The following is a 16,094-nucleotide window of genomic DNA, read 5'->3' as shown; positions in this document are numbered from 1 at the left end:
CAACGAATAAAATATTTGACTTTCATATCATACCTCATCCAACTTTAAATTTAATCCTTGATACAACGAATGGAGTATCCGTTATCCTTATAGCCATCGACAAATGAATTTATCCTATTATTTCCTATGTGAATGCTATAAACTTGAGTCGTATTTTCCGATGTTTTTTCAGTAGCAGCCCAAAAATAAGTGCTACCATCAATCGATTCAAAATCCTTATTATGATGTCTTATACCTCCAGCAAGCGCCGAGAAACCGTAATCATCAGAACCTTTAAAATAAGGCCAGCCTACTCGCGACTTTAGAACCTTACCCGCATTATTCCAGCCTCCAACAGTCGTCACCAAAGTACTCCACTCGGTCGTATCAGGCAAATGGTAACCTTCAGGACAAATTCCCTGTACACGCCCCCAAAGGAAGCATCGTTTCGCATATCCACAATCAAGCGGATCATCTGGATCTTGTGAAAGTTTCACAGAATCTATTGCTGCAGTCCATGAGTAAAGTCGTCCATAAGTCTTGCAATTCTCCGGATTATCGCCATAGCACCAGTTTCGATTTAAAAGGCTCGGCGTTTGAGCACTATCCGCATAATTCAAATTTTCCGCCATCCAAGTTTGGTCTCCAATTTTCACAGTCCTGTAAGTTTTTCCGTCACGAGCATCCATCAATGAACCGTATTCACAACTATCTTCTGTTGCAGTCTTGCAAGCAGGCAAAGACGATTGAGTTTGAGGAACAATTTCATTCTTGACGCAACGAATATACTTACCGCAATCCTTGAACGAACTTGTAATATCCACCATGTTATACGTATGGGCCAGGGCTCCATCATTCCCTTGATATTGATCAGCAGTCCAAAAATCAGACGACATACGGCTATAAGAATAAGTTCCATCTCTGTATCTATCACCAGCATAAATCACAGAAAAGCCATATTCATCAGCATACTCTCCATAATCCCATCCAATCTGCGATTTAAGCAAATCACCATAATGATTTTTCTCACCAATCGAAGCAAGCAAAATACTCCACTCCGTTGTATCCGGTAAATGATACCCATCAGGACAAATCCCCTGCAATTGATAAGGAAGCGTACACTGTTTAAATATGCCACATTCTTGCGGTGCATCAGCATCAGTATCGTTCGATGCAAGCTTTACAGAATCAATCGCGGCCGTCCACGAATACAAACGCCCCACAACTTTGCACTTTTGGGGATCATCTTCATAGCACCAATTGTTATTCAAAAGACTCGGCGTTTGTGTACTATCCGCATAGTTCAAATTCTCCGCCATCCATGTCTGGTTTCCAATTTTCACAGTTTTGTAAACATTTCCATCGCGAGCATCAACAATAGAATCATACTCTACACTTTGATTCAAATAAGTTTCTTTGGGAATACTCCAGTCAAAGCCGCTGCTACTACTGGATTTAGAATCACTGGACGCATTCGCTTTCACGGAGCTGCTGCTAGACCCTTCGACACCGCCGCTCTCCGTAAATTCTTTCACGAATGTTTCGAATTCGGCAACTTTTTCGCCGTCGTTCATACTTTCGATGTTCTTGCGGATAGCATCGAGTTTGCCATTGGCCTTAGCGGTTGTAGCCCATTGCGCAATTTCATTTTTCATTTTTTCATCGTCCCATTTGCCGTCTTCTGCAAAATCGTCAGCAAAGTTTTCCAAACGTTTTGCAAGCGTATCCACATTTTCATCGCCTTGCATCATTACGCTCACAGCCAAGAGCGCCGCATTGCCATCGCCTTTTTCAAAAATGTTCAAGTTTTCGAATTCCGAGACACCACTAGCAACATCATCAACATTAAATGCCGAAAGGATTTCTTTCTCTGCCTGATTTTTTGCATCATCAAAATCAACCACCTTATTATCCACCAGTTTCTTCACACGTTCGTATTCCAAGTTCGTAAGAATGTTGACGTTCACTTTTTTTCGATTCTTGAGATTGGTTGCCACACGAAGTATCAATTCGCCTTTAGTCTTTTCGCCTGTAACTTCGTTGAAGTAATAGCCCGAAACTTCAAACACGGCACATGGCGAAGACAAGTTTATACCTGAAACATCATAGTCGCCCTTATCGCTCTTGACGCTACCCGTAAATTTTTCGCCAGTCAGCTCCATCGTCTTGCAGTCAATCCCCTGCACAGTCACGGCAGAACCTTTAACAAACGGTCCTTTTTGTGTAACGCCCGCTACGTTCAAATCCGCGATAATTCCCGCATCTTCTGTAGTGCCGCCTGCAGTTTTATCGCCATCGGAACAAGCCCAGAACAGGGAGACGAATATAAGAGTAAACAGTTTATTCCATTTCATACGCATTTCCATCTAATGACCATTGACCAACCACTACTTACTAATTCTTTATGCAACGGATTGAAAACCCGCTATCCTTGAAGTCACCCGTGTAACCGGTACCACCATAAAAAATTCTGAACGAATAACCCAACTGTTTGTCACGCGTATTCTCAGTAATGCTCCAGAAAAAGGCAGTCCGATTATCAGGAGCAAATTCTGAAAAATCATAATCACGATACTTATCCCCAACAGGATACGCTGAAAATCCATAATCATCGGTGCCGTTAGCTTCTTCAAACCAACCGACACGAGAAGCGAGCTTATAGCCCGCCACACTTGCATCATCCGAAACTTGGAAAATCAACGTACGCCATTCCGTCGTATCGGGCAAATGCCAACCTTCAGGGCAAATGCCTTGATACTTCGCGGGGAAACTACAATTCGTCCGATATCCACAGAATTGCGGATTTTCGGCATCGTTCGCGAGCTTTATAGAATCAACCGCAGCAGCCCAAGTATAAAGTCGTCCACCAAATTCACAATTTTCAGGTTTATCGCCGTAGCACCAGTTTCGCTTCAAAAGGCTTGGGGTATTTACACTATCAGCATAATTCAAGTTCTGCGCCATCCAAACCTGAGTGCCGATTTTGATGGTCTTGTAAACTTGTCCATCTCGTTTATCCACAATTGAATCGTATTTAATACTCGGATTCAAGTGATCTTCTTTAGGAATGCTCTAGTCAATTTCATACGGAGACACAAACGCTTCACCGCTGCTACTACTCAAATCAGCATTGCTAGAAGAACTTGATAACGACACCGCAGCCGGTTCATCCCTAACGCAACGAACAGAATGGCCATTGTCCTTAAAGCCACATGAAAACCAAACAGAAGCATAAAAGAAGTCTGCGGAACAAGAAGAACGATCATCTTTCGATTCTTCAGAAGCTGTCCAAAAATGAACATCTCGGCTATCTTCAAAGAAAGATTGATCTCGATACTTTTCGCCAGCAGGGAACGCCGAGAAACCAAAATCATCAGTACCAGAATCTTCATACATTCCAATATGCGATTCCAGTCTTTCTCCGGCAATATCATCACCACCAGCAAAAGAAATCAGGGTTTTCCACTCGGTCGTATCCGGCAAATGCCAACCTTCAGGACAAATGCCACGCATCTTTTCCGTAAACACACAAGATTCCCCAAAGCCACATTTCTGAGGCTTTTCGGAATCTGTTACAAGTTTCACAGAATCAATAATAGCAGCCCATGTGTACAAACGTCCTGCGACATCACAGTTTTCGGATTTGTATGCAAAGCACCAGCTACGTTTCAAAAGACTCGGAGTTTTCACACTATCGGCATAATTCAGATTTTGAGCCATCCATACTTGAGAGCCAATCGTCACCGTCTTGTAAACTTGTCCGTCACGGCTATCCACAATGGAGTCATACTTTATTTCAGGATTTAAGTACGCCTCCTTAGGAATACTCCAGTCAATATAGAAACCACTATAATCTACTGAAGGATACTTAACAAGCGCCGTTTCACCGAAGTTCTTTACGTATGTTTCAAATGAAGGTATTTCACTTGCAAAGCCCCAACTTTCAATATTCTTTCGAATCGAATCGAGTTTACCATCGGCAGCGGCTTTTTGAGCCCATTTCGCAATTTCAAGTTTTGCATAGGAATCGTACCATACACCATTCTTTGCAAAAAATTCATTGAATCTTTCAAAATGTTCTTCAAGAGTCGTGTCTTCAAATTCCGCCTGCATCATCACACTTATAGCCAACAAAGCCGCATTGCCATCACCCGCTTCAAAGATGTTCAAGTCTTCGGGTTCGGCAAAATCACCCTTGATATTGAACACAGCAAATATTTCTTTTTCAGCCTGTTTTTTCGCGTCAGCCAAAGACATCTTGTTCACGATAACCAAGTACTTCACGCGTTCGTATTCCAAATGAGTGAGCACGTTGATATTCACGCGATCTCGATTCTTGAGATTCGTCACCGCACGGAGAGTCAGCTTTTCGGAAGATTCCGTGCCAGAAAGCTCACTCAAATAATAACCAGAGACCTCGAACACGGCACATACCGAGGACAAGTTAATATTATCGATTTCATAGTCGCCACCATTACTCTTGACAGTGGTTTCATAAGATTCGCCCGTAAGCTCGAATGTTCTGCAATTAATACCTTGCACACTCACTACAGAACCCTTGACAAACGGCCCTTTCTGGGCAACGCCTGCCACGTTCAACTCGGCGATGATTCCAGCATCTTCCGTAGTGCCGCCAGCGACGCCCTTGTCATCAGAACATGCCCAAAACATAGCCCCGACAATCAGGGTTTCTGCAATTTGGAACCATTTCTTAACCAACCACCTATTCATATTAAACCTTCTCCTCATTCCTAACATTTTTATTTGATTCCGAAACCACTTCCGCATTTTCGTTGCGGTCAGAGCGATTATCAATTCGTTCGCTCAGCGGGAACAACTGCAAATTCAGGCGGTACACCTGTTCTGTCTCATCGTCCTCACTCGCAATCGCCACAATACGACGGCGAAAATCCGCGATTTCTTTCCTGATTTTTTCGTATGCACGGCGCGTAAGCCCCATGGTAAGCCCCGACATGTCACGTTCCGAAAGCGGCAAGTCCAAAGCCTTCACCGCAAATTCCCCCATTTCACGTTGCATATCGCGAGCCGCCACAGGCACTGCATCGACCGACCCCATCGATAACGACTTGTCCGTCTGTTCGTAGTTTCCGCTCTTGTCCTTCTTCAAGAGCTTCGCGCGAACCAAAAAGTCAAGCGTCTCGGAGACCTCCGCCGCAGAAATCTGCGGCTTGCACTTACGAGCCATTTCAAGAGGCTTTGCACCAGGCATGTGCGGTGCAATCTCGCGCAATACCGGATTTTTCCACGACTTGAAATAATCAAATTCCTCGTTCCCGAGCACACGTACCTTGTGGGCATGCGCGAGCGCACAGCGTTCTTCGAACGCGGCACGTCTCGCCTTGTCATCTTTCGCATGCGCATACGAAACCATCAAAACAAAGTACGTCTGTTCGAACCCGGCAAGCCCCATCGCCGCAGCAACGGACCCTGCCGACCCTACACTCAGATTCTTTTTGCCCTCGCAAACGTACTTCAAATACACAGCCGACGAAAATCCCGCATCGCGGGCAAACTCGCGCCACGTAAAGGCCGAGCTGCGCTTGCGTTCATCGTAGTAATCCTGGATGAACTTGCGGTAGTCTGTGTATTCTACAATCTCCTTCATGTGTACAAATATAGACATTTATACACTTTTCGGAATACAAAAATGGCGTTTTTAGCCAAATTTTACCATATTTGCAGAAATCACTCAATTTTCAGCAATTTAGAACACAAAGTCCGTATTCCAGGAATACAATATTCAACCTATTGACTTTCAAATTAACTTTTGGTATATTACTAAAAGTAACTTACTAAAAGTTAATTGAGGTTATTATGGAAAACCCATTCTCTCTAGAGCCTTACACAACAAAAGAGAATTTCTGCGATCGAGAACAAGAACTCAAGGACATTATCTCCTTTTTAACCAATGGTTCAAACGTCACATTAATTTCTCCAAGACGCTACGGCAAGACGGGTCTCATTTTCAGAACATTCGAGGATCTCAAGGAAAAACATTACACTTGCATTTACGCCGACATTTTTTCGGCGCAAAGTCTAGACGATTTTATCAAAATCTTGTCTGAAGCCATCGTCAGCTCCATAACAAACGAGTCACTGATAAAAAAATTCTTCATTGCGCTCAAGAACGTTCGACCGCTTCTTAGTTATGACTCCATGTCAGGCAGCCCTCAAGTTACATTCACCTTCCAACTAGATGAACAAAAAAAGCTGACTTTAAAATCAATTTTCGACTTTCTCGAAAAACAAGAAAAACAAATTATCCTCGCCATCGACGAATTTCAACAAATCAGAGAATTCAAAGAAAAAAATACCGAAGCCTTACTACGAACATACACTCAGCAAATGCATCATGTAAAATTCATTTTCTGCGGTAGCAAAAAGCATTTGATGGCAGACATGTTTACCAACGCAAAGAAGCCCTTTTACGAAAGCTCCAGAACAATTCACATCGACCGTATCGATTCTGAGAAGTATAAGGAGTTTATTACACATCTATTTCAAAGAGCAGAAAAAAACATTGACGAAGATGCAGTTGATTTTATATTAGATTGGACAAAGCGGCATACCTATTACACTCAGTTTGTATGCAATAGAGTATTTGCAGAATCTTCAAAAAATATATCACTAGAAGATGTCAAAAAAACTATATCCAGCATTTTACGATTTGAAGTCCCAAACTTCATTGAACGCCGCAACCTGATTACCGACAAACAGTGGAAATACCTTATCGCCGTCGCCAAGGAAGGCTCCGTAAAGCAACCAACAGCAAGCGCCTTCTTGATGAAATATGGCATAGGAAGCAGTGCCACCGCTAAAAAGATTCTTTCAACCCTTGTCGAAAAAGAACTATTGCTAGAACAAAGCGATTTAAGCGGCAAATCCTACAGCGTCTATAATGTATTTATGTCCCGCTGGATGGAAACACTATAAAAAGAAGAAATGCCTCCGCCATTCTAGGCGGAGGCTGCTCTCTCTTCTAACAGTTATTTATTCAGGCTTGCTCTTGTAGTAGATGTGGATCTCGAATTCGAGCACGCAGATATACCAAACGGTAAAATCTCCCCTAGCACTAACCGCCCCGTAAGTATACACGCTATACTTGGCCTTCTCCGTTTCTTTCTCATAAATAGTCCGGTGGTACAAACCATCAGCCGATTGCGTACCCCAAATACCACGATAATTATGATACACTGGCACGATATCCTCCCCCACAAGGGCAAAGCCGTTATCCGCAAAGACCAGCCTAATAGAATCCGCACGCGCTTCCACTTCAGCCCTTCCCAAGGAATCGCAGCCAACAACATCTTTACACGATGGCGACATATCATGCCCTATGGTCCAAACCGACGTCAGGGAATCATCGTTCCAAGCCCCATGCTGCATATTGCTTCCATATCCGTCAAGGAAGCGAACCTCTTCGGGTAATTCCGTTTCAAACCGGAGCGAGCTACGGTTTACGCTCGGAATTTCTTCAGCACCATCTTCAAAGATAACGATTTTTAAATCGTACAAATGAGTGCCCAAAAACATGTTGCGTTCCCACCATTTTGTAATGGACACCTTATATACCAGGCCATTCAACTTTCTCTCATAAACATACGCCGAATCCTCATAGACAGTGTCTACAGTATTTACAGAATCACACGCCACTTTGCCCTTATACGCAAACCCTCTTAAAGCAAGGGTATCCGCCAAGACTGCAAGCAGGGAATCTTGATTACTAGAGTAAACCCCGGTATTTTTCTTTACCACAAACCAATCCTTCTGGCTACTGCCCTCGAATTCCAGGTATCCCCTGTATTCGTCAAAGAACCGTTCCAAGAAAGAAACCTCTTTCGGCAATTCCGGGATGGAATCGTACGTGACCGGGCAGGAAGAAGAACTGAACGGATTCACGTAGGAACTCGAGGACTTCGCCTCAGAAGAACTCGACGAAGCAATGCTGGAGGAAGATTTTTCCTTGCCGCTAGACCCTTCGACAGGCTCAGGGCCCTTCGAAGAACTACTCGACTGCGGCGTGACGCTGGAAGAGGACACGCCCTTTTTGCTAGATGACGATTTGGCAGTTTCTTCTTCCGGAATCAGCCAGCGGCCGTTTTCACAGACAAAGTACTCGTTGTAGAGCTTGCTCAACTTGTTCACGTTGCGCTTGGTTTCGTTTTTGCGTTTTTCATTGCAAACACCGAGACCGTAATTATCCCACCAGAAATTCGTCACGAACTTTTCGAAAGCGGGTACGGAATCCGTGTACTTCCAGCCTTCGATATTCTTGCGCACATTCGCAAGCGTCCCCTTGAGATCCGCATCGCAGACCCAGTCGGCAATTGCAGCCTTCGTATCTACATCATCCCAAGTACCGCCTTCAGCAATCGCGATACTGAACTCACCCATGCGTTCAGTAAGTCCCGCCACATCGGCATCTGCCTGCATCAACACGCTCAAAGCAAGGAGCGCCGCATTTCCATCGCCCGACTCAAGAATGTTCAAGTCTTCGGATTCTGCAAAATCACCCGCAATGTTGAACGCCGCCAGAATTTCGCTTTCCGCCTGCGATTTCGCTTCGGCAATCGGCATTTTCTTTTCTGTCACGAGATACGACACACGTTCATACTCCAGATGCGTAAGCAAGTTGATATTTACCGTTTTGCGATTGCTCAAATCCGTGAGCGCACGGAGCGTGACCGTACCCGAAGATTTCTTGCCGGTGATTTCATCGCGGTAATAACCCGACGCTTCAAGAATGGCATACTGCGATTCAAGATTGATATCCTTGATGGCAAAATCACCCTTATCGCTCTTGATAGAGCCCTTGAAGCTCTTGCCCGTCTGCTTGAGCGTAATGCCATCCAGTTCCTGCACGGTCACCGCAGAACCCGTCACGAACGGTCCCTTCTGCGACACGCCGGCCACTTCCCAATCCTTCACGGCAACAACGCCCTCATCGCCCGAAGAGCCACCCGCGACATTATCGCCAGTACAGCCCCAGAACAATACTCCAAGCGTAAAAATTGGCAAAATTCGATTCAACATCATATTCACTTATCCTTATTCAAAAATTAACTTATTTGTTCAACCCTAGTCCTTGACGCAACGGACTGCATAAGCATATCTTTTATTAAAAGTCGTACTCAAAGCAGCATCGTCATCCATATAAAACAAATGTATATGGGCAGCGTATCTTTCATTCACTTCTGTCGAAGTCCAAAAACCTGCAAAGCGACCTTCATTTTCATAATCATTAAACTCATCTCTATCACCAACCGGAAGGGCAGAGAAGCCAAAACTATCCGTACCGGTGCCATCATCATTCCAACCATTAACAGATTTGAGCATTTTTGCAGCAGTATCTCTACCTCCTACTGAATAGTACAAAGTCATTCCCTCGTTTTGCGAAGGCAAATGCCAGCCAGTAGGGCACGCATTCAACGCCGCAGACCACGTATAAAGGCGACCATACTTTGTACAGTATTCGGCGGAATCATTATAGCAATAGCTTTCATCCGTTTCATAGTTCAAGTTCTCCGCCATCCACACTTGTTTTCCAATTTTCACGGTCTTGTATTCTTGACCATTACGCTCATCCGTCAACTTTCCGTATTCGCAATCATCTGTACTTTCCGTCTTGCAGGCAGCCACAGCCGAATCTTCCACAAGAATATAAGATCTCAACGAATCATTTTCACCCTGAAGACAACGAACAGAAAACGCATTGTACTTTCCTTCGTCCATATCCAATGGTGCTGTATTGAAGTAAGCGCCCAAATGCATCACGTACGCAAATTCGACAGCACTCTCTGTAGAACTCCAAAAATCCGCAAGCCATTCTTTGTTTATGTATTTTCCACTTGCAGACTTACCACCAATGGGAAGCACCGTAAAACCGTAATCATCTGTACCATTGAGATCGTTCAACCAGCCACTCGTGGACTTGAGCTTACTTCCTGCCATCGCAGAATCTCCTAATGCATCCACTAAAGTTTTAAATTCTTCCAAAAGCGGCAAATGCCAACCTTCAGGACAAGCCCTCATCGCCGCATTCCACTCATAAAAGCGACCATACATTGCGCAATATTCAGTGGAATCATTATAGCAGTAACTTTTTTCGGTTTCATAGTTCAAGTTTTCCGCCATCCATACTTGATCACCAATCTTAACAGTCCTATATGTTTTTCCATCACGAGGATCCGTCATTGTATTTTGTGCAGCAATCGACGAATCGTTACCAAACTTTTCCACATACTTTTCAAACGCAGGCACTTCGGCAGCAATCCCCCAGCCTTCGACATTTTTGCGGATTGAATCCAGCTGTCCATCAGCAGCAGCAGCAGAAACCCACTCCGTAATCGCAGTCTTCGTACTGGAATCGCTCCACACGCCCGCTTCTGCAAACGAGTCATCGAACTTGTCCATGCGTTTCACGAGAGCACCAACATCGGCACCGCCCTGCATCATCACACTCACAGCAAGCAAGGCCGCGTTACCATCACCGGATTCAAAAATGTTCAGGGTCTCAAACGCTTCAAAACTGCCTATGATATCAAACGCAGCAAGCACTTCTTTTTCAGCCTGTTTTTTCGCCTCTGCAAACGACTTCCCCTTTTGGGTCACGAGGTACACAACGCGCTCATATTCCAAATTCGTGAGAATGTTGACATTCACTTTTTCGTGGTTTTCAAGATCAGTCAATGCACGGAGAGTCAACTCGCCATCCGTTTCCTTTCCAGAAATTTCGCTACGGTACTTGCCCGTCACTTCAAATACGGCGCACGTCGACTTGAGCGAAACACCTTCCACGATAAAGTCGCCCTTATCGCTCTTGACCTCGCCTTCAAAATATTCGTCCGAAATTTTCAGAGTTTTGCAATCGATTCCATGCACGGTCACCGCAGAACCCGAGACAAACGGTCCCTTCTGCGTGACACCGGCAACATCCAAGTCCTTAACGGCATAGACCCCCGCATCACCCGAAGAGCCACCCGCAACATTACTCTCGGTACAAGCAATCAAAAAAAGCGCCACAGCGGCAATTTTAAACAAGCCTTTTTTCATCTCAATCCTCTCCTTTTAAATTTTCTCTTCTTTTTTAGTTTCAATAGTCTTGCTCAACGGGAACAGTTGCAAGTTCAAACGGTACACGCGTTCCGTTTCGTCCTCTTCCGTTGCAATCGCCACGACTCGGCGACAGCAATCCGCAAGTTCCTTCCGGATGCGGTCATAAGAACGCTTCGTGAGCCCCAAAACAAGCCCCGACATGTCACGTTCCGAAAGCGGCAAGTCCAAAGCCTTTACCGCAAGCTCCCCCATTTGGCGTTGCAATTCCCTCGCCGCCAAAGGTACCGCATCTACAGAACCCATCGTAATCGACTTGTCCGTCTGGCGATAATTACCGTTCTTGTCCTTCTTCAAGAGCTTCATCTTTACCAGGAATTCAAGCGTTTCCGTCACTTCGGCCGCTGTGATGGTCGGGTTGCAGGCATGGGCAATTTCCAACGGCTTTGCGCCAGGCATGTGCGGAGCAAGTTCACGCAACACCGGATTTTTCCACGACTTGAAATAATTGAATTCATCGCTCCCCAGCACACGCACTTTGTGTGCATTCGCAAGTGCACAGCGTTCCTCAAACGCAGCCCGTTTCGACTTGTCATCTTTCGCATGAGCGTACGAGACCATCAGCACAAAATAAGTCTGCTCAAAACCGGCAAGGCCCATCGCACTTGCAACAGAACCCGCAGCGCTGACACTCAGATTCTTTTTGCCCTCGCTAACATACTTCAAAAAAACAGCCGACGAGAACCCCGCATTTCGCGCAAATTCCTGCCACGAAAAAGCGGAATTACGCTTGCGTTCATCGTAGTAATCCTGGATGTACTTGCGATAATCGGTATATTCAACAATCTCTTTCATGTGTACAAATATACCTTTTCTAGCACATTTAGAACATGAAATTGGCGTTTTTAGCCAAATTTTACCATTTTTCGCCAAAATTTTAAAAATTTCAATATTCTAGAACATGGTTGTATGTTCTGAGAACATGAAAAATCCCCGCGGCACATTAGCCGCGGGGAATTTTTCTTTACTTAAAAGTTTTATTTACTCATCCTTCACGCAACGAACACTTTGTCCATAATGTTTGTAATTCTGATAGATATAAAATTTAGCGTAAAGGTTATTTATATTCGAATATCGGCCATCAGCGGAATTCTCTTCGGTGGAGCTCCAATAATAAACATCCGAGCCAACCTTTTCCCATTGAGTTGCAGAGATCCTTCTTCCAGTAGGGAGTGCTGCAAAGCCGTATTTATCAGTACCGTTGTTGTTAACCGTTCCAGCATAATCCCACCCACTCAAAGCCTTGAGAGCCGCGCCAGATACATCGGCATTTCCTAAAGCCACGCTCAACTGGCCCCATTCATCGATTGTCGGCAAATGCCAGCCATCCGGGCAAATTCCCTGCACAGCGCGATCGAGTCCGCACGTCTTGCCAGATCCGCAATCCAACGGTTCCTCAAGATCGTTCACCAAAGCAACAGAGTCAATTGCTGCTGCCCAGCTGTAATAACGACCACTCACCTTGCAATTTTTTTCATCATCATTGTAGCACCAGTTGCGACCCTTCAAGCTTGGAGTCTTGACGCTATCGGCATAGTTCAAGTTCTCCGCCATCCAAACCTGCGAATAATCCTTATCCTTCACTTCAATTTTCACGATCTTATACACTTGCTTGTCACGCAAATCAACCATCGAATCGTATTTGATATTCGGATTCAGGCGAGCATCCTTGGGTACATCCCAGCTCCATCCTTCAACAATAGGTTCGCCCTTCACGCAACGGACATTTTGACCGTTATACTTGCTACCGCGATACATGTATGCCTTGGTATAGATGTTGTTCATATTCATGTATTCGGCTTCATCTTCCGTATATTCGCTGGTGCTCCAGAAGTAGTTATCCGTAGAGACCTTCTGATAAGACCCCGAGCTAAGTCTTCTGCCGACCGGAAGCGCCGTAAATCCATAAGCATCAACACCACTACCTTCCGCAGACGAGCCCCATCCACTCAACGATTTGAGATTCCGGCCTGCAATTTCGCTATTGCCCAAGGCAATAATCAATTTGCCAAGTTCATGTCGTGTCGGCAAATGCCAACCATCCGGGCAAACACCCTGTACAGGGCGTGCTAACCCGCACTCTTTGCCATAGCCACACACCAACGGATCAGTCTTGTCTGTAGCAAGTGACGCCGAATCAATCGCAGCCATCCATGTGTAATAGCGCCCCGAGACCTTGCAATTTTTTGCACTATCAAGGTAGCACCAACTTTGATTTTTCAAGATTGGCATCTGGACAGTATCGGCATAGTTCAAGTTTTCTGCCATCCACACTTGAGAATAGTCCGTTCCCTCAGGAGCAATCCTTACAATTTTATACACCTGCTTATCGCGCGGGTCAATCATCGTGTCGTATTCAATATTCGGATTGAAGCGATCTTCCTTAGGCACATCCCAGCTCCATTCTGCAGTCGCAATCTTGCTACTGCTGGACTTCGTATCGTCAACACTAGAACTTGAAGAAGATTTAATCGCTGCAGTCGAAGGATCACCCTTGATGCAACGTACACTCTGTCCATATTTTTTTGAACCTTGGAACAAATAGAATTTAGTATAAATGTTGTTTATATTCGAATATCGCGCTTCATACGTACCATCCTCTTCGGAACTCCAATAATAAACATTAGAACCAACATTGCTCCAGCTAGATGTAGAAACCATCCTTCCGGTCGGAAGCGCCGCAAATCCATAGGCATCTACGCCGTTATTGTCAGCCGTTCCGGCGTAATCCCAGCCAGTCAGCGCCTTGAGGCTATCTCCGGCCACGCCAGCGTTCCCCAGAGCTACGCTCAACAATCCCCATTCATGGAGCGTCGGCAAATGCCAGCCGTCAGGGCAAATTCCCTGCACTCCGCGATTAATTTCACACGTCTTGCCATAACCGCAATTCAGCGGATTCTTTGAATCGTTTGCCAAAGCCACAGAGTCTATCGCCGCCGCCCAAGTGTAATAGCGACCGCTTACCTTACAATTTTTCTCATCATTATTGTAGCACCAGTTTTGGCCTTTCAAGCTCGGCGTCTTGACGCTATCGGCATAGTTCAGGTTTTCGGCCATCCACACCTGCGAATAATCATGCTCCTTCACTTCGATTTTTACAACTTTGTACACTTGCTTGTCGCGCGGGTCGATTATCGAGTCGTACTTGATATTCGGATTAAAGCGAGCTTCCTTCGACACATCCCAGCTCCACCCATCTGTCTTGACGCTGTCGCTATTTTTTTCCTTTGAAACATTAGTAGCAAACGCATCGACCGCCGTTTCAAAATCGGGAACTTCATTTGCGAATCCCCAATTTTCCATATTCTTACGAATGGAATCCATCACGGCTTTAGCCACGGCATTCGCAATCCAATCGGTAATCGCATTTTTCGTATCATCATCGTTCCACTTGCCGCTTTCTGCAAAGGATTCATTGAATTTATCTAGACGTTCCGTAAGCGTTTTCACATCGGCATCGCCTTGCATCAGCACGCTTATAGCAAGGAGCGTCGCATCAGCATCGCTTGTTCCAAAAATATCCAAGTTTTCAAACTCGGTCGATTTACCAGCCATCCCGAATGCGGTAAGCACCTCGTTTTCAGCCAATTCCTTCGCCTCATCGAAAGTCTTGCCCTTTTCAGTCACATAGTACATCACGCGTTCGTATTCCAAGTTCGTAAGCAAGTTGACATTCACATGCGTACGATCCTTGAGATTCGTTAACGCACGGAGCGTCATTTTATCCGAGACTTTTTTCCCCGTCATTTCGCTACGGTATTCGCCTGTCACTTCAACAACAGCACAAGTCGTAGACAAGTTCACCTTTTCAACAACAAATTCACCCATGTTATTTTTGACTTCACCCTCAAAAACTTCATCCGTGAATTCCATTGTCTTGCAGTCGATTCCCTGCACCGTCACTGCGGAGCCCTTCACGAACGGGCCCTTTTGGGAAACACCAGCAATATCCAAGTTCTTGATGGCGTAAAGGCCTTCGCTCTGTTCGTCCGTACCGGCCGTCTTATCACCAGAACAAGCCCAAAAAGACGTCCCAAATACAAGAGCCGCCAAAAGATTCCATTTTGTCATTGTTTTAGTGAGCATAATTCTAGTCACTCCCCTCTATTTTTTGATAACACATTCATATCGCCATATTCAATCTTTTCCGTCAGCGGGAAAAGTTGCATATTCAAGCGGCAAACTTTTTCAATCTTTTTGTCGGCAGAAACAATCGACACTATGCGCTTGCGGAACGCAGCAATTTCATCCACAACCTTCTTGTAGCTTTCGGCTGTCATGCCCATCGTGATGCCGCTAAAGTGGCGTTCCGAAATAGGCAATTTATCCAAAGCGTCAAGCGCAAACTCGCCCATCTGGCGCAACAGCGAATGCACCGCCACGGCCACCACATTCAAATTTCCCGTCGAAAGCGAAGTACTCGTCTGGTGATAATTCCCTTTGATATCGCGAGTCAAAAGCCCAGCCTTGAGCAAAAAGCGCAAGCTATCACTGACATCCGCAGCAGAAATCGCAGGCTTGCACACTTTGGCAATTTCGTTCGGCTTTGCGCCCGGCATAGCCACAGCCAATTCGCGGACCACAGAATGTTTCCAAGTCTCGTAGTAAGTGTACATCTCGCTGCCAAGAATTTTCACGCGATTCGCTTCACCAAGCGCTTGCATTTCCTCAAAGCACTTCTTCTTTTCCTGTTCCGTCTTTGCTCCCTCATAACGTACCAGCAAAACGAAGTAATCCAATTCATAGCCAAGCAAGCCCATTGCAAGTGCAGTCTTTTTCGCTCCTTCTTCGCGAAGACGCGTTTTGCCATCACATACAAGTTTCAGGTACGAACCCGACGCAAATCCAGCCACCTTCGCAAACTCGCGCCACGTAAACGCAGAACAACGCTTGCGTTCCTTGTAGTAGTCGAGAATATACTCGCGATAGTTTTTGTATTCTGTAACCGTTTTCATGATATTAAAAATAGAAACACTGGATTA

Annotated in this window: 10 protein-coding genes; 1 reads left to right on the top strand and 9 read right to left on the bottom strand. The window is 45.2% G+C overall.

The genetic code is table 11. The annotated features are described in order from the left end of the window. Positions 1 to 50: 50 nt before the first annotated feature. From BUC30_RS13135 to BUC30_RS13125, 4 genes are read right to left on the bottom strand one after another with little or no spacing between them, the layout of a single operon-like run. The gene (locus BUC30_RS13135; protein ID WP_170861546.1) at positions 51 to 2,333 is read right to left on the bottom strand and encodes a fibrobacter succinogenes major paralogous domain-containing protein; all 2,283 of its coding nucleotides are present in this window, start codon (positions 2,331 to 2,333) and stop codon (positions 51 to 53) included. A gap of 40 nt (positions 2,334 to 2,373) precedes the next feature. Next, complete coding sequence (locus BUC30_RS15825; RefSeq protein ID WP_170861545.1) at positions 2,374 to 3,000, bottom strand: fibrobacter succinogenes major paralogous domain-containing protein; 627 nt, start codon at positions 2,998 to 3,000, stop codon at positions 2,374 to 2,376. A gap of 51 nt (positions 3,001 to 3,051) precedes the next feature. Continuing rightward, positions 3,052 to 4,710: a fibrobacter succinogenes major paralogous domain-containing protein gene (locus tag BUC30_RS13130; RefSeq protein ID WP_083555870.1), complete on the bottom strand. Its 1,659-nt coding sequence runs from the start codon at positions 4,708 to 4,710 to the stop codon at positions 3,052 to 3,054. 1 nt (position 4,711) lies between these two features. After that, a complete protein-coding gene (locus BUC30_RS13125; RefSeq protein ID WP_073425356.1) occupies positions 4,712 to 5,623 on the bottom strand; it encodes a TIGR02147 family protein in 912 nt (303 codons plus the stop codon). A 191-nt stretch (positions 5,624 to 5,814) separates the two neighbouring features. On the opposite strand from BUC30_RS13125, the gene BUC30_RS13120 reads away from it, so the two are divergent. Then, positions 5,815 to 6,933 (top strand): AAA family ATPase, encoded by a 1,119-nt coding sequence (locus BUC30_RS13120; protein WP_073425355.1) that lies wholly within the window; start codon positions 5,815 to 5,817, stop codon positions 6,931 to 6,933. Positions 6,934 to 6,990: 57 nt separating this feature from the next. Here the strand turns inward: BUC30_RS13120 and BUC30_RS13115 are convergent, their stop codons facing one another. The 5 genes from BUC30_RS13115 to BUC30_RS13090 form a co-directional block, all read right to left on the bottom strand. Then, positions 6,991 to 9,036 (bottom strand): hypothetical protein, encoded by a 2,046-nt coding sequence (locus BUC30_RS13115; protein ID WP_139260850.1) that lies wholly within the window; start codon positions 9,034 to 9,036, stop codon positions 6,991 to 6,993. Positions 9,037 to 9,078: 42 nt separating this feature from the next. Further along, positions 9,079 to 11,052, bottom strand: coding sequence for a fibrobacter succinogenes major paralogous domain-containing protein (locus BUC30_RS13110; RefSeq protein ID WP_073425352.1), 1,974 nt, complete (start codon positions 11,050 to 11,052; stop codon positions 9,079 to 9,081). A gap of 15 nt (positions 11,053 to 11,067) precedes the next feature. Next, on the bottom strand, positions 11,068 to 11,907 hold the full coding sequence (locus BUC30_RS13105) for a TIGR02147 family protein (RefSeq protein ID WP_073425350.1): 840 nt from the start codon (positions 11,905 to 11,907) through the stop codon (positions 11,068 to 11,070). 186 nt (positions 11,908 to 12,093) lie between these two features. After that, positions 12,094 to 15,198, bottom strand: coding sequence for a fibrobacter succinogenes major paralogous domain-containing protein (locus BUC30_RS13095; protein ID WP_244536647.1), 3,105 nt, complete (start codon positions 15,196 to 15,198; stop codon positions 12,094 to 12,096). An 8-nt stretch (positions 15,199 to 15,206) separates the two neighbouring features. After that, positions 15,207 to 16,067: a TIGR02147 family protein gene (locus BUC30_RS13090; protein ID WP_073425349.1), complete on the bottom strand. Its 861-nt coding sequence runs from the start codon at positions 16,065 to 16,067 to the stop codon at positions 15,207 to 15,209. Positions 16,068 to 16,094: the final 27 nt, after the last annotated feature.

This window comes from Fibrobacter sp. UWB7 (assembly GCF_900142945.1).
Lineage (GTDB): Bacteria > Fibrobacterota > Fibrobacteria > Fibrobacterales > Fibrobacteraceae > Fibrobacter.
The sequence above is the reverse complement of the archived record's forward strand: the minus strand, read 5'-3'. Positions and strand labels throughout refer to the sequence as shown.